At 73.9% G+C, this 18,849-nt stretch carries 16 protein-coding genes; 7 read left to right on the top strand and 9 right to left on the bottom strand.

What is annotated here, in order from left to right; all coding sequences use genetic code 11:
• Positions 1 to 33: 33 nt before the first annotated feature.
• Genes AB0B58_RS01990 through cydC form a run of 3 tightly spaced genes read left to right on the top strand, consistent with a single transcriptional unit; the run spans position 34 to position 5,747 of the window.
• On the top strand, positions 34 to 1,434 hold the full coding sequence (locus tag AB0B58_RS01990) for a cytochrome ubiquinol oxidase subunit I (RefSeq protein ID WP_360215898.1): 1,401 nt from the start codon (positions 34 to 36) through the stop codon (positions 1,432 to 1,434).
• A 9-nt stretch (positions 1,435 to 1,443) separates the two neighbouring features.
• Complete coding sequence (cydB, locus tag AB0B58_RS01985; protein ID WP_360215895.1) at positions 1,444 to 2,424, top strand: cytochrome d ubiquinol oxidase subunit II; 981 nt, start codon at positions 1,444 to 1,446, stop codon at positions 2,422 to 2,424.
• Positions 2,421 to 5,747: a thiol reductant ABC exporter subunit CydC gene (gene cydC / locus AB0B58_RS01980; protein WP_360215892.1), complete on the top strand. Its 3,327-nt coding sequence runs from the start codon at positions 2,421 to 2,423 to the stop codon at positions 5,745 to 5,747. Before cydB ends, cydC begins: the two co-directional genes overlap by 4 nt.
• A 3-nt stretch (positions 5,748 to 5,750) precedes the next feature.
• On the opposite strand, the gene AB0B58_RS01975 is transcribed toward cydC, so the two are convergent.
• From AB0B58_RS01975 to AB0B58_RS01945, 7 genes are all read right to left on the bottom strand, one after another.
• Positions 5,751 to 7,286, bottom strand: coding sequence for a serine/threonine-protein kinase (locus AB0B58_RS01975; protein ID WP_360215889.1), 1,536 nt, complete (start codon positions 7,284 to 7,286; stop codon positions 5,751 to 5,753).
• Positions 7,287 to 7,369: 83 nt separating this feature from the next.
• Complete coding sequence (locus AB0B58_RS01970) at positions 7,370 to 8,506, bottom strand: lipase family protein (protein ID WP_360215886.1); 1,137 nt, start codon at positions 8,504 to 8,506, stop codon at positions 7,370 to 7,372.
• A gap of 239 nt (positions 8,507 to 8,745) precedes the next feature.
• Positions 8,746 to 9,240 (bottom strand): hypothetical protein, encoded by a 495-nt coding sequence (locus tag AB0B58_RS01965; RefSeq protein WP_360215883.1) that lies wholly within the window; start codon positions 9,238 to 9,240, stop codon positions 8,746 to 8,748.
• Positions 9,240 to 9,701 carry a hypothetical protein gene (locus AB0B58_RS01960; protein WP_360215880.1) on the bottom strand — a complete coding sequence of 154 codons (462 nt, stop codon included), beginning with the start codon at positions 9,699 to 9,701 and terminating at the stop codon, positions 9,240 to 9,242. Before AB0B58_RS01960 ends, AB0B58_RS01965 begins: the two co-directional genes overlap by 1 nt.
• A gap of 54 nt (positions 9,702 to 9,755) precedes the next feature.
• Complete coding sequence (locus AB0B58_RS01955) at positions 9,756 to 10,355, bottom strand: HAD-IA family hydrolase (RefSeq protein ID WP_360215877.1); 600 nt, start codon at positions 10,353 to 10,355, stop codon at positions 9,756 to 9,758.
• A 118-nt stretch (positions 10,356 to 10,473) separates the two neighbouring features.
• Complete coding sequence (locus AB0B58_RS01950) at positions 10,474 to 11,019, bottom strand: GNAT family N-acetyltransferase (RefSeq protein ID WP_360215874.1); 546 nt, start codon at positions 11,017 to 11,019, stop codon at positions 10,474 to 10,476.
• Positions 11,016 to 11,582 carry an XRE family transcriptional regulator gene (locus AB0B58_RS01945; protein WP_360215871.1) on the bottom strand — a complete coding sequence of 189 codons (567 nt, stop codon included), beginning with the start codon at positions 11,580 to 11,582 and terminating at the stop codon, positions 11,016 to 11,018. Before AB0B58_RS01945 ends, AB0B58_RS01950 begins: the two co-directional genes overlap by 4 nt.
• 172 nt (positions 11,583 to 11,754) lie before the next feature.
• Between AB0B58_RS01945 and AB0B58_RS01940 the strand changes: the two genes are divergently transcribed.
• Genes AB0B58_RS01940 through AB0B58_RS01925 form a run of 4 tightly spaced genes read left to right on the top strand, consistent with a single transcriptional unit; the run spans position 11,755 to position 16,650 of the window.
• Positions 11,755 to 13,068, top strand: coding sequence for a sugar ABC transporter substrate-binding protein (locus AB0B58_RS01940; protein WP_360215868.1), 1,314 nt, complete (start codon positions 11,755 to 11,757; stop codon positions 13,066 to 13,068).
• Positions 13,069 to 13,070: 2 nt separating this feature from the next.
• Positions 13,071 to 13,949 carry a sugar ABC transporter permease gene (locus AB0B58_RS01935; RefSeq protein WP_360215864.1) on the top strand — a complete coding sequence of 293 codons (879 nt, stop codon included), beginning with the start codon at positions 13,071 to 13,073 and terminating at the stop codon, positions 13,947 to 13,949.
• On the top strand, positions 13,946 to 14,785 hold the full coding sequence (locus tag AB0B58_RS01930; protein ID WP_360215861.1) for a carbohydrate ABC transporter permease: 840 nt from the start codon (positions 13,946 to 13,948) through the stop codon (positions 14,783 to 14,785). The genes AB0B58_RS01935 and AB0B58_RS01930 overlap by 4 nt, the downstream gene beginning before the upstream one ends.
• Complete coding sequence (locus AB0B58_RS01925; RefSeq protein ID WP_360215857.1) at positions 14,782 to 16,650, top strand: beta-L-arabinofuranosidase domain-containing protein; 1,869 nt, start codon at positions 14,782 to 14,784, stop codon at positions 16,648 to 16,650. The genes AB0B58_RS01930 and AB0B58_RS01925 overlap by 4 nt, the downstream gene beginning before the upstream one ends.
• A gap of 10 nt (positions 16,651 to 16,660) precedes the next feature.
• Here AB0B58_RS01925 and AB0B58_RS01920 read toward each other — a convergent pair whose 3' ends face one another.
• The gene (locus AB0B58_RS01920; RefSeq protein ID WP_360215854.1) at positions 16,661 to 17,782 is read right to left on the bottom strand and encodes a LacI family DNA-binding transcriptional regulator; all 1,122 of its coding nucleotides are present in this window, start codon (positions 17,780 to 17,782) and stop codon (positions 16,661 to 16,663) included.
• Positions 17,783 to 17,839: 57 nt separating this feature from the next.
• The gene (locus AB0B58_RS01915; protein ID WP_360215851.1) at positions 17,840 to 18,676 is read right to left on the bottom strand and encodes a class II glutamine amidotransferase; all 837 of its coding nucleotides are present in this window, start codon (positions 18,674 to 18,676) and stop codon (positions 17,840 to 17,842) included.
• Positions 18,677 to 18,849 lie beyond the last annotated feature (173 nt).

The following is an 18,849-nucleotide window of genomic DNA, read 5'->3' as shown; positions in this document are numbered from 1 at the left end:
GCGTAGTATCTACTACGCAATGTCGTAGAGGGGATGACCATGGACGTGCTCGACCTGACCCGGCTGCAGTTCGCGGTGGTGACGATCTACCACTACTTCTTCGTGCCGCTGTCGATCAGCCTGGCCGGCGCCGCCGCGGGCCTGGAGATCGCCTGGCTGCGCACCGGCCGGGAGAACTACCTGCGGCTGACGAAGTTCGTCGGCGGGCTGCTCATCGTCACGTTCGCCGTCGGCGTCGTCACCGGGCTCGTGCAGGAGTTCCAGTTCGGCATGGGCTGGAGCAACTTCGCCCGCTTCTACGGCGACGTGTTCGGCCCGACGCTCGCCGTCGAGGGCATGCTCGCGTTCTTCCTCGAGGCCACGTTCCTGGCCCTGTGGTACTTCGGCTGGGACCGGCTGCCGCGGGCGCTGCACGCGGCCACGATCGTGGTGGTCGCCGTCGGCACCGTGCTGTCCGCGTTCATCATCCTGGCCGCGAACTCGTTCATGCAGAACCCGGTCGCCTACTCGCTGGACCCGGTCACCGGCCGCGCCCGCCTCGACGACTTCGGCGCCCTGCTGCTCAACAAGGTCAACCTGGCCGCGTTCCCGCACACCCTCGCCGGCGCGGCCATGGTGGGCGGGTCGCTCCTGCTGGCCGTCGCCGTGCGGCGCGGATCCGACGACGGGTTCCGCCCGCTGGCCCGCCTGGGCGCCTGGATGACCGTCGCGGGCGGCGCGCTGACCGCCCTGACCGGCGACCACCTCGGCAAGGTGATCACCGAGGTGCAGCCGATGAAGATGGCCGCCGCCGAGTCGCTCTACGAGACCACGACCGGCGCGCCGTTCTCGATCTTCGCGGTCGGCGACATCAGCGGCGGCAAGCCGTTCTTCAGCCTCGAGCTGCCCTGGCTGCTGTCCATCCTGGCCAAGGGCAGCCCCGGCGCCGAGGTGCAGGGCATCGACGACCTGCAGGCCCAGTACGCCGCCGAGTACGGCCCGGGCAGCTACGTGCCGATGATCCCGGTCGCGTTCTGGACCTTCCGCCTCATGATCGGCATCGGCATGCTGGCGATGGCGGCCGCCGCGCTCTACCTGTGGTCGACCCGCGGGGGCCGCACCCTGGACGGCGGCCACCGCCCGGCCCGGCTGTTCCTGCGGTTCCTGCCGCTGATCCCGCTGCTGCCGACCGCGGCCAACTCCTTCGGCTGGATCTTCACCGAGACGGCGCGGCAGCCGTGGCTGGCGTTCGGCATCTCCCGGGTGGCCGACGGCATCTCCCCCGGCCTGACCAGAGCCGAGGTCCTGGTGTCCCTGATCGGCTTCACCGCCGTGTACGGCGTGCTCGCGGTCGTCTGGCTACGCCTGGTCCGCCACCTGGCCCGGCAGCCCCTCACCCCGCCGCCGACCCCGGTCACCACCGCGCCGGTCCCCGCCGAAGCACCGGTCTACTGAGGAGCAACGTTGATCACGGTCTGGTTCTGCCTGGTGGTCCTCTGCTGGACGCTGTTCTTCGTCCTCGAGGGCTTCGACTTCGGCGTCGGCATGCTCGGCCCGCTCGCCGGCCGCGACGACCACGAGCGCGGCGCGATCGTCCGCACGGTCGGCCCGTTCTGGGACGGCAACGAGGTCTGGCTGGTCGCCGCGATCGGCGTGACGTTCGCGGCCTTCCCCGACTGGTACGCGGCCCTGCTCTCGGGCCTGTACCTCCCGATGGTCGCGCTGCTGCTGCTGCTCGCGGTGCGCGGCGTGGCGCTGGAGTTCCGCGGCAAGGGCGACGGCGAACGCTGGCGGCGGCGCTGCGACGCGGCCCTCGCGGCGAGTTCGGCCGGGATCGTGCTGCTCTGGGGCGCGGTGCTCGGCGTCATCACGCACGGCCTCGCGCTCGGCGCGGACGGCCAGGTCGCCGGCGCCGGACTGAGCCGCAGCACCGCCCCGCTGCTCGGCGCCCCCGCCCTGGCCGGAGCGGGCGCCGCCCTGTTCGCGGCGCTGCTGATCGGCGCGATGTTCCTCGCCCTGCGCACCACGGGCCCGGTGCGGCTGCGCGCGCGCCGCCTGAGCGTCGCCCTGTCCACCGGCGGCGCGGTGGTCCTCGGCGCGGTGGGACTCGGCACCGGATCGCGGCCGGTCCTCGCGGCGGCGGTGCTGTGCGCGGGCCTCGCCATGCTCGCCCGCAACTGCGCGGAGCTGCTGGCCTTCGGCGGCACGGCCCTGGGCATCGCGGGTGCGGTGGTCGCCGCGTTCACCGCGCACGGCGAGGTGGTGCTGCGCAGCACCCTGGACCCGGCGTGGTCGCTCACCATGACGGGCGCCGCCGCCACCGACTCGGCCCTGCGGCTGCTCAGCGTCGTCGGCGTGATCGTGCTGCCGGGCGTGCTGGTCTACCAGGCGTACTCGTACTGGGTGTTCCGCCGCCGGGTGGCCAGCGAGCGGGTGCCGTCTTGAGCCGGGGACCGGTCGACCCGCGGCTGCTGCGGCACGCGCGCTCCGGCCGTACCGGGATCGGGGTACTCGCCCTGCTCGGCGCCGGGCAGGCGGCGGCGACGCTGGCCGTCGCCGTCGCCCTGGCCCGGATAGTCACCGGCCGCGACGCGCTCGCGCTGCTCGCCGGCGCCTTCGTGCTGCGCGCGGCGCTGACCTGGGCCGAGCAGGTCGTCGCGCAGCGCACGGCCGCCCGGGTGACCGACGAGCTCCGGCGCTCGGCCCTCGCGGCCGCCCTGCGCCGGGGCCCCGCCTGGGTGGCCGGCTACGGCGGCGGCCGGCTCACCGCCGTGCTCTGCGGCGGCCTCGACGCGCTGCGGCCGTGGTTCTCGGGCTATCTGCCGGCGCTGGTGCTGGGCGCGGTGCTGCCGCCGCTGGTCATCGTGGCGATGGCCGTCGCCGACCCGGCGTCGGCGCTTGTCGCGCTCGCTACGCTCCCGTTGATCCCGGTGCTCGGCGCGCTGATCGGCTGGGCCACGCAGCAGAAGGCGCAGGCGGCCTGGGAGGCCGACGCCCGGCTGGCGGGCCACTTCCTGGACGTGGTGCACGGACTGCCGACCCTGCGGATCTTCGGACGCGCGGAGCGCCAGACGGCGGTGGTCCGCGAGATGACCGAGCGGCACCGCCGCTCGACGGTACGGGTGCTGCGGGTGGCGTTCCTGTCCTCGACCGCCCTCGACCTGGTGGCGACGCTGTCGGTCGGCCTGATCGCGGTCGAGGCGGGGCTGCGGGTGGCCGCGGGATCGATGCCGCTGGGCCCGGCGCTGCTGGTGATCCTGCTGGCGCCGGAGGTGTACCGGCCGCTGCGCGAGCTGGCGGCGCGGTACCACGCCAGCGCCGACGCCTCGGCGGTGATCTCCGATGTGGACGAGATCCTGACGCCCGCCGCGGAGCAGGCGGCCCGGCTCGGCCCGGCGGGCGACGAGGCGGTGTTCGTGCCGGCGGGCGCGGTCACCGCGGGCGGCCGGTTCAACCCCGGCGGGCCGCGCCCGGCCGTCTACGCGTCCCGGCTGCGGGTGCGGCATCCCGGCGCCGCCGTCGACGCGCTCGCCCTGGAGCCGCTGTGCGTGCGCGAGGGCGAACTCGTCGCGCTGCGCGGGCCGTCCGGTGCGGGCAAGACGACCGCGCTGCGGGTACTGGCCGGCCTCCAGCCCGCCCTCGACGGGCGGATCGAGCTGTCCGGGCCGGGCCTGCTGTACCTGCCGCAGCGCCCCACGCTGCCGCACGCCCGCACGGTCGCCGACGTGTTCCCCGGCGACGACGAGATCCTGGCGGCGTTGCGCGGCGTCGGGCTGGAGCTCGCGCCCGGCACGGTCCTCGGCGAACACGGCAGCGGGGTGTCGGCGGGGCAGCGCCAGCGGCTCGCCCTGGCGGCGGTGCTGCGGGCGGCGCACCACGAACCGGCCGTGCTGTTGCTGGACGAGCCGACCGCGCACCTGGACGCGGTCGCCGAGGATCTGGTGATCGCGCGCCTGCGGGCGGTCGCGGACCTCGGCTGCGCGGTGCTGGTGGTGGCACACCGGCCGCGGCTGCTGGCCGCCGCCGACCGCGTCGTCGACGTGTCGCCGGCCGCGCCCGGGCGGGCGGATCCACCGCGCCCCGGCGGGGACGGTCACCGCGTACCGGCCGCCGCCGGGCCGCCGCCCGCCGCCCGGCGCGCACCCGGCCCGCACCGTCCCGGCCTCGCCGGGCGGATCGCGCGCCGGCCCGGTACCGCGGTCGGGCTCGGCGCCGCGTCCTGGCTCGCCGGCACGTTGCTGACCGGCGCCGCCGCCTGGCTGCTCGTGCGCGCCGCCGCCCTGCCGCCCGTCCTGACCCTGTCGGCCGCGGTCGTGCTCGTCCGGGGCAGCGCGGTCGCCCGCCCGCTGCTGCGGTATGCCGAGCGGCTGGTCTCGCACGACGTGGCCTTCGCGCGGCTCGGCGAGCACCGCGCGCGGGTCTTCGCCGACCTGGTGCCGCGGGTGCCCGGACCGCGGCTGCGCCGCCGCGGCGACCTGCTCACCCGGGTCGCCGACGACGTGGACGCACGCGTCGACGGCCTGCTGCGCGGGCGCCTTCCGGCGCTCGCCGCGGCCGTGGCCCTGGCCGTCGGCACGGCGGCGGCCGTGCTGATGCTGCCCGCGGCGGGGCTACCGCTCGCGGCCGGGCTCCTGGTCAGCGCCGTGCTCGCCCCGGCGCTCGCCGCCCGGCGGGCGACAAGGATCGAGGCCGCAACCGCACGGGCCCGGGCCGAGCTGCGCGACGCCGTCGTGGAGACCGTCGACGGATGTGAGGAGCTGGCCGTCCGCCATCGCGGCGGCGGCGGCGCCCTGGCCGTACCCGACCGCCGGAGCCGGCGCCTGGCCCGCCTCGAGGCGGGCGGGGCCCGCTCGGCCGGCGCCGCCGCGGCCCTGAGCCACCTCGGCTGGGGCGTCGCCGTCACCGGGACCGCCGTCGTGACCACCGGCGGCGGCCTGTCCCACGAGTGGGCGACCGTCCTGCTGCTCGCCGTCGTCGCCCTCGGCGAGCCCGTCGCGGCGCTGCCCGGCGCGGCCGTGGCGCGGCGGCGGGCGGCGGCCGCCCGGACCCGCCTGGACGAGATCGCCGCGCAGCGACCGTCCGCCGCGCCGCGCCCGGCGGCACCCGGCGGGGACGTGGCGGTCCGCGGGCTGGTCGCGGGCTGGGACCCCGACCGGGAACCGGCGCTGCGCGACGTCGACCTCGACCTGCCGGCCGGATCGCGGGTCGCCGTCCTCGGGCCCTCCGGCGGCGGGAAGTCGACGCTCGCCGCCGTCCTCGCCGGGCTGCTCGACCCGCGGGCCGGAACGGTGACCGGCGTCGGCCGCACCGTGCTCGTCGGCGACGGGACGGACCACGTCTTCGCGTCGACCGTACGGGAGAATCTGCGGCTGGCCCGGCCCGGCGCGACCGACGCCGAACTGCACGCCGCCCTGGCGCTGGTACGGCTCGACGGCTGGCTGGCGCAGCAGCCGGACGGCCTCGGCACCTGGCTCGGCACCGGCGGCGGCACGATCTCCGGCGGTCAGCGGCGCCGGCTCGCCACCGCGCGGGCCCTGCTCGCCGGGCCCGGCCTGCTGATACTCGACGAGCCGACCGAGGGGCTCGACGAGGCCGGCGCCGCGGCGCTGATGGACGACCTACTCGCGGCGACCGCGGGGCACACGGTGCTGCTGCTCACCCACCGCACCGAGGGCCTGGACCAGGTGGACGCGAGCTTCGAACTGCGCGACGGCCGGCTCGCCGCCTGCCGGACGGCCGGGCGGGTGGCGGCGGCACGCGGCGCCTGAGGCTCAGAACGCGGCGCCGTTGTGCTCCCCGCCGCTCTCGGGCTGGGCGATGCAGTGGATCAGGCGCGGGCCGGTGCCGCCGACCTGGATCGGCCAGGCGTCGCGCCTCCAGCCGGCCGTGGCGCTTCGGTCCCGGCTGCGCGACGACATGAGCGAGGCCGAGCAGGCGGCGGCGACGGAACCGTTGCCGATGAGCTCGTCCTCGCGGGTGCGGGCCGCGTCGGCGGGCAGCGGGATCGCCGCGAAGGTCTCCCAGCGGTGGGGCTGCGCGCAGTCCGTCAGCCAGGGCTGCGCCGCCTTGCCGTTGGTCGCGGCGAGGCCACCCCAGCAGAGCGGCTCGGTGGGGCAGAACGCGGGGCCGCACGGCTCGAGGCCCGGCGTCTGCGCCGCGGTGCTGGCACGCGGCGGGTCGGCGGCGTCCGCCGGGTTCCCGCCCGGCCCCGTCCGGTCGAAGACCTGCCAGCCGGCGACGCCTGCGACCACGACGGTCACCAGCAGGACCGCGACCACCGTCAGGCGGCGCGCCGGGCGCCGGGCGGCGGCGGGCGGCGGCCGGTCCGCCACCGGCGGAACCGCCACGGACCCGGACGTGGACGCTACGGGCACCGGGGCCGCCGAGCCGGACACCACCCGGCCGGACACCGGTGGCTCCTGACCGTGCTCACTCGGCCGGTGCGCCGGCGGCCATCCGAGCCGCGGCGAGGGATGGCCGGACGGGCCGGGGCCGCCGTGCAGTGCCGCGCGCGCCGCGGCCGCGAACTCCGCGGCGGAGCGCCAGCGGTCGGCGGGCTCGATGGCCAGCGCCCGCTCGATCACCTGCGCCACCGGCCGGGGAACGTCGCCGCCCAGCGGCGGCGGCCCGGCCTGCAACCGCTGCAACGCCACCGCGTACGGGTTCTCCCCGCTGAACGGCCGCTGCCCGGCGAGGCATTCGTAGGCCGCGAGCCCGAGAGAGTACACGTCGCTGAGCGCCGTGGCCGGCCGCCCGAGCACCTGCTCCGGCGACAGGTAGGTCGGCGTGCCGAGGATCGCGCCCGAGACGGTGAGGTGCGTGCCGTCCTGGGTCCGCGAGATCCCGAAGTCGGTGATCAACAGCGAACCGTCGCGCCGGACCAGCAGGTTGGCCGGCTTGATGTCGCGGTGCACGATCCCGCGGTCGTGCACCGCCTGCAGGCCGTCGGCGGCCTGCGCGACGAGCCGCATCGTGTCCGCCGCGCCGAGCCGGCCGGCGCGGCCGAGCGCCTGGGACAGCGACTCGCCGTCGATGAACTCCATCACCAGGAAGGTGATCCCGTCGCTGCGCCCGAAGTCGTGAATGGAGGCCACCGCGGAGTGGTTCACGCTCGCCATCGACTTCGCCTCGACCAGGAAGCGCCGGGCGAAGTCGGGCTGGTCGGCGACCTCGGGGAGCATCGCCTTGACGGCGACCACCCGGCCGAGCACCTCGTCGAAGGCCCGCCACACCTCGCCCATGCCCCCGGCGCCGATCCGGGCGTCGAGGCGGTAGCGGCCGCCGAGCCTCAGCCCCGAGTGCAGCATTGCCTCACCGTCCGTGCCCGGACCGCCCCACGCGGCCGACCGTCGCGCATCATGCCACGCCCGCGGTCCGGGCCGGTCCGGCGCTAGCCGAATCTGGACGCGATCCAGTCGGCGACCAGGGTGGTCGACGCGAAGACCGCGCCGTCGTGGGTCTCGCCCTCCAGGGGTACGAAGCTGACGGGCTGGCCGTATGCGCGGAGCTGATCGAGCAGCGGGCCGGCGGTGACTTCGTACGGCACGGCCTCATCCGCGGTTCCCTGGACGATGAGAATGGGGGCGCTCGGGGCCGATTGCGCCGGGTTGTCGTATTGCGCCAGCTTTCTCACTACGGGCGGGGGCAGCGCGCCGCCGTTCAGCAGTTGCCGGGCCGTCAATGGTGCATACGCCTCGAGGATTTCGTAGAGACAACCGGTCCGCAGCACCGGGGTCCTTTCCTGCGCCGGCTGGGCCAGGACGGTGGACGGATTGAAGCCGGGTTCCACCGCATTCAAACCGTACAGGGCCATCACCAGATATCCCTGTCCGGGCGTTCCGGGAATGACCGGGGCAAGCAGGTCCACGTTGGACACCGGCGCGATGGCGGCGACGCCGCGCAGCTCGAGCGCCCCGTCGTAGGAGGCCGCCAGCTGGCCGGCGAACAGCGCGCCCTGACCGCCCTGCGAGTGGCCGTCGAGGGCGTACTGGGTGGTCAGCGTGCTGTCGAGGTTGCGGGCCGCCTTCACGCTGTCGATCATCGAGCGGGCCGTGGTGCCGCCGATCAGGTACGGGTGCGGCGCGGGCGTGCCGAGGCCGGGATAGTCGGCGGCCGCCACTGTCCAGCCGCGTTTGAGCAGCTCAGCGATTGCCGCGCGGGCCTCGGGCCAGAACACGTCCTGGTGGTCCGACGGCGCGCACCGGTCGGCGAGGCCGGTGGTGCCGTGCCCCCACGCCACCGTCCGCAGGGACTTCCGCCGGGGCGTGATCACCAGGCCGGTGACGGTGACGGTCGCGCCGGAGAGGTCCGTGGAGACGTACTCGATGCGTTTGGCGGTGCCGTGCGGCGAGAGTTCGGGCGGCAGCGACGCGGCGGCGGACGAGAGAACGGTGCCCGGCACCGCCGCGGCCGCGGCCGGGCCGGCGCCGACGAGGACGCCGAAGATACTCAGAAGAACGGCTTGGAATACTGCGATCCACCGGACGACATACTGCCGCCCGACCCGGTCCCGCGAAATTGCTCTCATGTATTCCACCCCTTCTTGTGCCGGGCATCTCCGGCGCGAAAAACCCTCGCGTGAGGAGATCCCGGATTACGCCTCCCATGCAAGCCGCCGACCCCGGTGGAATACGCACATGCTGTGCGAAGGCGCCGACAACCGCACCTTTGTGCAAGACGATCGGCCGATCGATTACCGGGCGGCGACCGTTCGTCAGGCCGTACGGGAACGGAAGGGAATTGCGGCCACCGGCGCGGCCACGGATTTCACCGCAACAGTCGCCCGCAGAGGTCGTCGAGCACCGCGACGAGCCGGTCGTCGGAGACCGGCGGCGGCAGCGGCCGTTCCGCGAGCAGCCGGGCCGCCGCCGCCCGGTGCCCGGCCACGGCGGCCGCCAGACGCCGCACATCCCAGAGCGCGACCACGCGCCCGGCCCGCTCCTCGGCCCGCAGATAGTCGACCTGATGGTCGTTGCCCATCTCGCCGCGGGCGCGCTCGCGGGCGACCGCGATCGGCACTCCCCCGAACCGCTGCACCAGCCGGACGGTGCTGCCGGCGTGGGTGATGACGACGTCGGCGGCGGCGAGCCGCTCCTGCAGCTCGTCCAGGGCCAGGAACGGGGCGTGCGGGCACGGCGGCCGCACCGCCGAGGCGCCGGTCTGCGCGAACACCTCGTGCACCGCGCAGAGCGGCGCGAGGGCGGCGATGAGCCGGTCGAAGGGCCACGGTCCCATCCCGACGGTGACCAGGATCCGGGCCATCAGTAGAGCTCGCCGATCAGCACCGCGCGCGGGCGCGTCTCGAGCAGCGCCGGCCGCTGCACCAGCACGGCGGCCGCGAGCCGGGCGCAGATCCGCGCGGCCTTACCGGCCCGGCCGGTCATGTTCAGCGTCTCCAGCCACAGGCTGGGCACGCCCAGCAGCCTGGCGGCGAGGAAGAACCCGACCGCCACGCCCGTGCCGGCGGAGACGATGACGTCCGGCCTCTCGGCGCGCAGCAGGCGCAGCGCCCGCCAGGTCGCCGGGACGACCCGCAGCCTGGTCGCGGCGCAGAGCTCGGGGCGCCAGTGCACCCGCCGGCCCGCGAGGGCGATCTCGGTGTCCGGGGCGCGGACCGCCACCCACACCGTTTCGTGGCTCGACCACCAGGGGCGCAGGGCGAGCAGATCCAAGAGGACGCCCCCGCTGCTGGAGACCAGGAGCACTCGATAGCGCCTGCCCATAGCGCGTCACGCTAGCGCACCGCCGAGGCTCCGCCATCCATTGTGGAGAGGTTGTTATCCGACAATCGCCGCCCGGGCGACGCCGGCCAGACAGGCCGCCGTACCCGTGAAGACGATGCCCTGGATGCCCAGCGCCGCCGCGGCGTCGACGTTGGCCTGCCGGTCGTCGACGAAGACGACGTCACCGGCCGCGGCGCCGAGCGCGCCCAGCGCCGCCGCGAAGATGTCCGGATCCGGCTTCACCAGGGCGAGGTCGGCGCTGAACAGCAGGTGGGCGAACCCCTTGAGGTCCGCGTGCCGGTCGAGCGCGCGGGCCAGTTCCCGGGGCGCGTTGGAGAGCAGCGACACGGGCGTTCCCACGCCGTGCACGGCGTCGAGAAGGCGCAGGGTCCGCGGGTTGAGGTGCAGCCAGCTCGCCACGTCCCCCTCGATGAGCCGGCGCAGCCGGTCGCCGCCGGGCGCGGCGCCGATGATCGCGGTCCAGTACGCGAGCGCGGCGCCACCCGCGTCGTACGCGGGCCGGTGCGCCCAGTAGCGCCGGGAGAACTCGTCCACCGGCAGCTCCGCGAGCGCCGCCAGGGCGGCGACCTCGCCGGCGGGCTGGGCGAGGCTGACGACCTCTCCGAAGTCGACAAGCAGGTGCGGCTTGCCCATGGGTCACGCGTCCTGTCGGCAAGGGGGTTCGGCGCTCAGATATCCGGACGGATCCCCCATCGACCGGCACTCCTCATGATCAAGCGATAACGCATTGTGACATCGCCGTCCGCCGGGATCAGGTCGGCCCGCCGACCGGATTGCACCTTTTCGCCGTCCGCTTGTAGAAGAAGCTGCAGTCCTTGAGCACGCCCTCCGGGCCCGCCGCGTAGTCCGGGACGACGCCGTAGCGCACCCAGCCGGCGGACTCGTACAGGCGTTCCGCGGCGCTGGCGGTCTCCGTGTCGAGCAGCAGCAGGGTGGCGCCCGCCTCGGCGGCGGCCCGCTCCGCGGCGGCCAGCAGCCGCCGGCCCAGCCCCCGGCCCCGCGCTTCGCGATGGACGGCGAGCTTCAGCACCTCGGCGCGGTGCCGGGCGTTGGGCTTCTCGGCGTACGCGAGACTGATCGTGCCGCAGGCGCCCGCCGGGCCGGCGGCGATCCACACGACCAGGGAGCCGTCGGCGACGGCCGCGGCCCGGGAGCGCCACCAGGCGGTGGCCTCCGCGTGGTCGAAGCCGGCGAGGAAGCCGACCGAGGCGCCGCCGGCCACCGCGTCGACCAGCAGGCCGGCGAGCGCCGGCACGGCGGCGGCGAAGCCCTCTGGGGTAAGCCGGGTGATGTTCACGGCAGCGCCACGAAGATCGCGTAGCGGACCGGGCCGGGGCCGGGGTTACGCAGGCGGGTGGAGCCCCGCAGCCGCAGCCGCAGGCAGTCACCCGTCGCCAGCGCGTGCGCGGTGCCGTCGTCGGTGAACTCCAGCCGGCCGTCGAGGACCCAGACGTGCTGCTCCATGCCGGCCACCGGCGGCGCGTCGTAGGCGATGTCGGCGTCCGGTTCGAGCACGCCCTCGATCAGCTCGCCGCGCAGGCCCGCGTGCGGCGGGGAGACCGAGCGGCGGGTGAATCCGGACGCCTCGTCGCGCCAGACCGGCTGCTCGGCGGCGCGGACCACGGCCGGCGGCTCGGCACCGGCCTCGACCTCGGCGAGCAGGCGCGACATCGTCCACCCGTACGCGGTGCAGAGGCGGCCGAGCAGCGACGCCGTCGGGCTGATCTCCGCGCGCTCGAGGCGCGACAGCGTCGAGCGGCTCACGCCGGTGCGCCCGGCCAGGTCGTCCAGGGACCAGCCGCGGGCAACGCGCAGCTCGGCGACCCGGGCGGCCAGCCGCGAGTCCAGGGCGTCTCTCATAAACGAGACAATATCCCAGATCTGATCGGCCCTGCGGGCCGGCCCGGCCCGGGGTCTCGGCAGAGTATGAAATCGAATGAGTGCAATCGTATTCACAAGCGGGTAACGTGCCTCCTTACCCGGAAAGACCCGTGGGTCGTCCGGGTTCCCCTCAGGTAGGAGGAGGCGTGCGATGAGCACCCGTTCCCGGCGGGCCGTCCTAGCCACCGCGACCGCGCTGATGCTCGTCGGGGCGTGCAGCCCCGGCGACGACCGGCCGGCGGAGGAACCCGTCGTTCCCGCCACGACGTCCTGCGCCGGCACCGGCGACCTCACCATGTGGGAGCGCTCGGGCGGCAACAAGCAGATGGTGGACCTGCTGGTCGAGGCGTGGAACACCAAGAACCCCGCCTGCAAGATCAACCTCACGTACATCCCGCACACGGAGATGGTCGGGAAGATCGCCCAGGGCATCGCGTCCGGCGACGTGCCCGACCTCATGGGCATGGACCTCATCTACGCGCCGCAGTTCGAGAAGGCGCAGCAGCTGGTCGACCTCACGGACCGGATCCGCGACTGGCCCGAGCTCGAGACCGCGAGCAAGGGCCACCTGACCGTGGCGACCTATGAGGACCGGCTCTACGGCGTGCCGCTCTACGCCGACGTCTCGGCCCTGTTCTACAACAAGGACCTCTTCCGGCGAGCCGGGCTGGACCCGGAGAATCCGCCGGTCAGCCTCGCGGAGCTGCGGGCGTACGCCGACAAGATCACCGCACTCGGCGGCGACGTCAAGGGCTACTACCTGCCCGGGAACTGCGCCGGCTGCAACATCTTCACCGTCGGCCCGCTCATGTGGGCGTCCGGAGCGGAGATCGAGGCCACCGGCCCGGGCGACGAGCCGCTCACCGGCGACGGCGTCAAGCAGGTGCTCCAGTTCACCCGGGACATGGTGCGGGCCGGCAACGTGCACCCGGGCGACCGGGCCGAGAACGGCGAGACCTTCCACCTGCAGTTCGGCTCGGGCAAGGTCGGCATGATGGGCACCGGCAACTTCAACATCACCCTGGCACGCCAGCAGAACCCGAAAATGCGGTTCGGGATCGCCCTGCTGCCGGGCGCGGCGCCGAACTCGTCCGCCTCGTTCATCGGCGGGGACCTCGTCGTGGTCCCCAAGGGCAGCGAGCGGGTGGCCGACGCCGTGAACTTCATGAAGTTCCTGCTCTCCGACGAGGTGCAGGTCGACGTGTACGCGAAGGCGCTCAACCTCACCACGCGCGAGGACATGGTGGAGAACGAGCACTTCGCCGCGGAGCCGCTCGTGCAGGACGTGGCCCGGGCCCTGACCGTCGGGCGCACGCCGTACACCACGACGTTCTTCGAGCAGATCAACTCCCCGCAGGGCCCCTGGCTGCAGATGTTGCAACGGGCGTACTACACCGACGACAGCCTCGACACCGTCATCGCCGACGCCAGGAAGGCGATGAAGGACGTGGCGAACCAGGGCTAGGCGTGTACCGGGGCTGGAGGCGCAGGTGGCTCGGTCTGCTGTACCTGAGCCCGGCGCTGCTGTTCGTGCTCGCCTTCACGGTGGCGCCGCTGGCGCGGATGGGCTGGATGTCGCTGCACAACTGGTCGCTGATCAGCCCGCCGACGTGGGTGGGCCTGGACAACTACACCCGCGCGTTCCACGACCGCCAGTTCTGGGTGTCGTTCGGGTTCACCCTCGAGTACACGCTCATCATCACGCCGATCCTCATCGTCGGCGGCTACCTGCTCGCGTTGCTCACCGCGGGCGACACCGGGGCGCGGCGGGTCACCCGTACGGTGCTGTTCATCCCGGTCGTCATCGGGCTCGGCGTGTCGAGCCTGCTCTGGTACTGGCTGTTCAGCACCGACTTCGGGCTGGTCAACGCTGTTCTGCGGGATGCCGGGGTGATCGGCGAGCCGGTCGTCTGGCTCGGCGTCGACGCCGACCGCTCAATGCTCGCGATCATCGTCTCGGTGACGTGGAAGGTCATCGGCTTCGGCATGGTGCTGTTCATCGGCGCCATCCAGGCGATACCGGCCGAGGTCACCGAGGCGAGCGTGGTCGACGGCGCCGGGTTCCGGCAGCGGGTCACCCGGATCATCCTGCCGCTGACGCTGCGCACCGTGCTGCTGGTGACGCTGCTCAGCGTGGTCGGGTCGCTGCTCGCGTTCGACCAGTTCTACATCATGACCGCGGGTCAGCCGCAGAACCAGACGTCGACCTCGGTGTTCTTCGTGTACCTGAACTCGTTCCCGTACCTCAGGCTCGGCTACGGCGCGGCCCTGTCGATGGTGCTGGCGCTGACGATCCTGGCCTTCACGGTGCTCCAGCTCCTGCTCACCCGCCGGAGCCACGCATGAGGCGGGGGCGCGGGCAGGGGTATCTGGTCGGAGCGGTGTGCGTCGCGCTGTGCACGGTGATGCTCCTGCCGCTGCTCGCGTCCGTGCTCGCCTCCGTGAAGCCGACCGCGGAGGCCGCCGCGACGCCGCCGACGTACCTGCCGCACGCGGTGAGCCTGGACAGCTACGAGCGGCTGTGGAACTACCAGCAGGGGCTGCCGACGTACCTGTTCAACAGCCTCGGCACGGCGGTGCTGACGATCGTCTTTACCCTGGCGCTCACCGTCCCGGCCGCGTACGCGCTGGCCCGGTTCCGGGTGCCGGCCAAGGAGCTCGTCTTCGTCGTCCTGCTGCTCGCGCTGATCGTGCCCTACCAGGCCCTGCTCACCCCGATGTTCCTGATGTTCGCCCGGGTGGGCCTGACCAACTCGCTGGTGGGCCTGGCCGTCGTGCACACCGCCATCCAGCTGCCGTTCAGCGTGTACGTGCTGCGCAACAGCTTCGCCGCGGTGCCGCGCGAGCTCGAGGAGGCGGCCGTCATGGACGGCGCCGACTCGCTCCAGGCGCTGCGGAAGGTGTTCCTTCCCGCGGCGTTCCCGGCCGTCGTCACGGTCGCGTTGTTCGCCTTCATCATGTCGTGGAACGAGTTCCTCGGCGCCCTGGTGATGATGAGCGAGGGCTCGAAGTTCACCCTTCCGCTCGTTCTCGCGGCCGCCCGCACCGAGACCAGCCTCGGCGGCACCGACTGGGGCATGCTGCAGGCCGGCATCACGATCTCGATCGTCCCGTGCGTGGCCGTCTACCTCCTCCTGCAGCGTTACTACGTCTCGGGACTGATGAGCGGAGCAGTGAAATGATCCTGGGTGAGGTCACCGGCGCCCGCTGTGTGCAGCCGTCGCCGGCCGCGAGGTCCGCGCTGCGGCCGATTCCCGCAGCCCGGGTGAGCATCCACGACGGATTCTGGGGCGAGCGGCTGCGGGTCAACCGCGAGCGCACCATCCCGCACGGCTTCGCGCAGCTGCTGCGGGCCGGGAACCTGGACAACCTGCGGCTCGCCGCCGGCGCCGCGGGCACGTACCGGGCCGACGCCGACTCGGGGGGTTCGCTCCTGCCGTTCCTCGACTCCGACGTCTACAAGTGGCTCGAGGCGGCCGGCTGGGAGCTGGGCCGCGGTGACGACCCCGGCCTGCGGTCGTCGGCGGACGAGGCGATCGCGGTCCTGGCCCGGGCGCAGCGCCCGGACGGCTACCTCAACAGCTTCGTCGAGGCCGTCCACGGTGGCCGGCCCTATACCGACCTGCCCTGGGGCCACGAGTTCTACTGCGCCGGGCACCTCGTGCAGGCCGCCGTGGCCTGGCACCGCGCGCTCGGCGACGACCGGCTCCTGACGATCGCGGTCCGCGCGGTCGACCACATCGACCGCGAGTTCGGCGCCGGCGGCCGTGACGGGATCGACGGCCATCCCGGCATCGAGATGGCGCTGGCCGAGCTCGCCCGGACGACCGGCGAGGACCGCCACCTCGCGCTGGCCGCCCGGATGCTCGACCTGCGCGGCCGCGGCTCGCTCGGCGCCGGGCGGTTCGGCGCGGCCTACTGGCAGGACCACGAGCCCGTCCGGTACGCCGCGGAGGTCGCCGGTCACAGCGTGCGCCAGCTCTACCTCGACTGCGGTGCCGTCGACGTCGCGGTCGAGCTCGGCGACGAGGAGCTGCTCGCGGCGGCGCGGCGCCGCTGGCACGACATGGTGCGCACCCGCCGCTACCTGACGGGCGGCCTGGGCAGCCGGCACCGTGACGAGGCGTTCGGCGACCCGTACGAGCTGCCGCCCGACCGCGCGTACGCGGAGACCTGCGCGGCCATCGCGAGCGTCATGCTGTCCTGGCGCCTGCTGCTGGCGACCGGCGAACCCTGCCACGCCGACGCCATCGAGCGGGCCGTCTACAACGGCGTGCTGTCCGGCCTGTCCCGGTCGGGCACCGAGTTCTTCTACGTCAACCCGTTGCAGCGGCGCACCCACCGCACCTTCGAGCCCGCCGGGCACGGGCGGCGCATGCCGTGGCAGTCCTGCGCCTGCTGCCCGCCCAATCTCATGCGGCTGCTCAGCTCGTGGCAGCAGTACCTGGCGACCGGCGACGACGCCGGCATCCAGCTGCACCAGTACGCACCGGCGCTCGTCCGAACAAGCGTCGCCGGCGGCGAGGCGGAGCTCGAGGTCCGCACCGGGTACCCCTGGGACGGCCGCGTCGACGTCCGCGTCGCGCGGACGCCCGATCACCCGTGGACGCTGTCGTTGCGGGTACCGCGGTGGTGCGGGTCGGCGACGCTCTCGGTCGCCGGCGGCGCCCCGGTCGAGGTGGCGGCGGGCGTCGCCGACCGGACGCGCGCCTGGCGGCCCGGCGACGAGGTGGTCCTGCGCCTGGACATGCCCGTGCGCCGGACCGAGCCGGACCCGCGCGTCGACGCCGTACGCGGATGCGTGGCCCTCGAACGCGGCCCGCTGGTGTACTGCGTCGAGTCGGCCGACCTGCCCGGCAGCGCCGAGCTCGAGGACCTCCGCTTGGATCCCGCGCGCGAGCCCCTCGCGTCGCCCCGGCCGGAACTCGGCGACGGCGCGGTCGGGGTGGACGTGCCCGTCGCCGGCGGCGGCACCGTGCCCGCGGTTCCGTACCACTGCTGGGGCAACCGCGGCGCCGGCGGCATGCGGGTCTGGCTACCGCGCTGAGAAGTGGTGTTCAGCGCCGCCGGGCGGGCGGCGCGGTCGAGTCCCGGATCACCAGCTCCGGCGCGAAGATCTCGATGCCCGGCTCGGCCACGGCCTCCGGGTCCCGGGCCAGGCGGACCGCCAGGTCGACCGCGTAGCCGACGATCCTGGCGGTCGGCATCCGCGACGTCGTCAGCGCGGGCACGGTGTGGCCGGAGAGCTGGATGTCGTCGAAGCCGACGACCGACAGCCACTCCGGGACCGTGGCGCCGAGGCTGTGCGCCGCGTGCAGGACGCCGACGGCGATCAGGTCCGTCGAGGTCGCCACCGCGCTCGGCGGGTCGGGCAGCGCCAGCAGCCGGCGCACCGCCGCGTCGCCGCCTGCGAGGGTGTTGGGGCAGCTCTCGAGGTACCCGTCCGGGACGCCGCCGAGCCGCTCGCGCATGAACTCGACGTACGCGGCCTGCCGTACCCGGAAGCCGCCGGGAAGCTCCGCGTTGACGAACGCGATGCGGCGGTGGCCCAGCGACGCCAGGTGCTCGAGGCCCGCCCGGATGCCGGCGCGGTCGTCGGTGTCGGCGGTCGGGAACTCGAGCGGGCTCGTGCCCTGCCAGAGCGCCACCACCGGCACCCGCGAGATGCGCAGGTCGTCCAGCAGCTGGGGATGGACCCGCACGTCCCCGAGCAGCACGATGGCGTCGGTGTGGCGCGTCTCGAGCACCGACGTCAGCGGGATCGCCTCGTCGAGACCGGGATGGACGTGGCCGAGGACGACGTTGTAGCCGTGCGCCATCGACTCCTTGACCAGGGCCTCGATCGCCTCGGCGAAGAACGGGTCGCTGAAGTCGCGTACCACCGCGCCGATCAGGTTCGTCGACGCGCCACGCAGGCCGCGGGCCAGCGGGTTGGGGCGGTAGGCGAGCCGGCGCGACGCCTGGATGACCCGCTCGCGGGTCTCCGGCGCGATCGGCACCCTGGTCTCGACGCCGCTGAGCACACGCGAGACGGTGCTCTGTGACACCTCGGCCTCGGCGGCGATGTCCCGCATGGTCGCCACCCTGCGGCGCGGGTTCGCCGGGGCGGCACCGTCGTCGGGTGGGCCGCCGGCGGCCGGGTCCTCGGTCTTCGGCCGGCGCCGCCGGGACTGCGACATGGCTGAACCCTACTACGCCGATGCGAGCAAACGATTGCATGCACGGTGTGGCGGCGATCAGGGCTCGATGGGCCGGAACGGCGCCAGCACGTCCGGACCCTTCTGGACGATGCCGTAGGTGGACTCCGGCACCGGCTGCCAGGCGCCGACGAGTTCGCCCAGCGGCTCCGAGACGATGAGGCGGGCCTCGTCGGAGAGGTGATGCAGCGCCTCGACCTCCGGATGGAGCTGCCGCAGGGCGGTCACGTCGGTGCTGAAGAACAGCGACCGGCTGTTGCCCTCGCTGGAGTAGCGGAAGGCCCACAAGCGCTCCCCGTCGGTCGTGGCCACGCTCATCTGGATCGGATACTGCACGCCCTGCCGCCGGCCGGTCGCCTCGACGAACCCCACCATCCGCTGCACGGCCACGACCGGATCCTCCCGCAGGCCGAAGGTGAGCGCGAGGTAGAACATCACCTCCGAGTCGGTGGAGCCGGCGATGAACGGGTACAGGTCCGGCTCCACCGCCAGCACCAGCTCGCGCTTGAGGAGCGGGAAGTCGCGGATGGCGCCGTTGTGCACCCACAGCCACCGGTCGTGGCGGAACGGATGCGAGTTGGTGTGCTGCACGGGCGTGCCGGTGCTGGCCCGGATGTGCGCCAGGAACAGCGGTGACGAGATGTGCGCCGCGATCTCTCGCAGGTTCTGATCGCCCCACGCCGGCCCGACCCCGCGGAACGTGGCCGGGGTGATGGAGCCGTCGACGCCGTACCAGCCGACGCCGAAGCCGTCGCCGTTGGTCGGCTCCACGCCGAGCCGGGAGTGCAGGCTCTGGTTGACCAGGGAGAACTGCGGCTTGTAGAGAAACTCCTCCAGGAGCAGGGGCGACCCCGAGTACGCCAGCCAGCGACACATGGCTCTCTCCGTTCCGACGACGAACCAAACCCATGCATCGTCGTCCCGCCGGGGGCGGAAAGCCTCATCCCGCGGGGATGGCGCCGCCGGGGCCGGCCGACGGCGAACGCGCGTCACCCGTTGCGGAGGATCACGCGGCCGGATCGCCGGGCCTAACGTCGACGCCAGGTTCG

The organism is Actinoplanes sp. NPDC049118 (assembly GCF_040648555.1).
In the GTDB taxonomy this organism is placed as follows: domain Bacteria; phylum Actinomycetota; class Actinomycetes; order Mycobacteriales; family Micromonosporaceae; genus Actinoplanes.
This window is presented reverse-complemented; position numbering and strand designations above follow the sequence as displayed.

Coding starts and splice junctions, on each gene's coding strand:
- AB0B58_RS01990 (WP_360215898.1), top strand. CDS start 34: ATGACCATGGACGTGCTCGACCTGACCCGGCTGCAGTTCGCGGTGGTG.
- AB0B58_RS01945 (WP_360215871.1), bottom strand. CDS start 11,582: ATGAGAGACGCCCTGGACTCGCGGCTGGCCGCCCGGGTCGCCGAGCTG.
- AB0B58_RS01930 (WP_360215861.1), top strand. CDS start 13,946: ATGAGGCGGGGGCGCGGGCAGGGGTATCTGGTCGGAGCGGTGTGCGTC.
- AB0B58_RS01915 (WP_360215851.1), bottom strand. CDS start 18,676: ATGTGTCGCTGGCTGGCGTACTCGGGGTCGCCCCTGCTCCTGGAGGAG.
- AB0B58_RS01970 (WP_360215886.1), bottom strand. CDS start 8,506: ATGAGAGCAATTTCGCGGGACCGGGTCGGGCGGCAGTATGTCGTCCGG.
- AB0B58_RS01920 (WP_360215854.1), bottom strand. CDS start 17,782: ATGTCGCAGTCCCGGCGGCGCCGGCCGAAGACCGAGGACCCGGCCGCC.
- AB0B58_RS01955 (WP_360215877.1), bottom strand. CDS start 10,355: ATGGGCAAGCCGCACCTGCTTGTCGACTTCGGAGAGGTCGTCAGCCTC.
- AB0B58_RS01925 (WP_360215857.1), top strand. CDS start 14,782: ATGATCCTGGGTGAGGTCACCGGCGCCCGCTGTGTGCAGCCGTCGCCG.
- AB0B58_RS01965 (WP_360215883.1), bottom strand. CDS start 9,240: ATGGCCCGGATCCTGGTCACCGTCGGGATGGGACCGTGGCCCTTCGAC.
- AB0B58_RS01975 (WP_360215889.1), bottom strand. CDS start 7,286: ATGCTGCACTCGGGGCTGAGGCTCGGCGGCCGCTACCGCCTCGACGCC.
- AB0B58_RS01960 (WP_360215880.1), bottom strand. CDS start 9,701: ATGGGCAGGCGCTATCGAGTGCTCCTGGTCTCCAGCAGCGGGGGCGTC.
- AB0B58_RS01940 (WP_360215868.1), top strand. CDS start 11,755: ATGAGCACCCGTTCCCGGCGGGCCGTCCTAGCCACCGCGACCGCGCTG.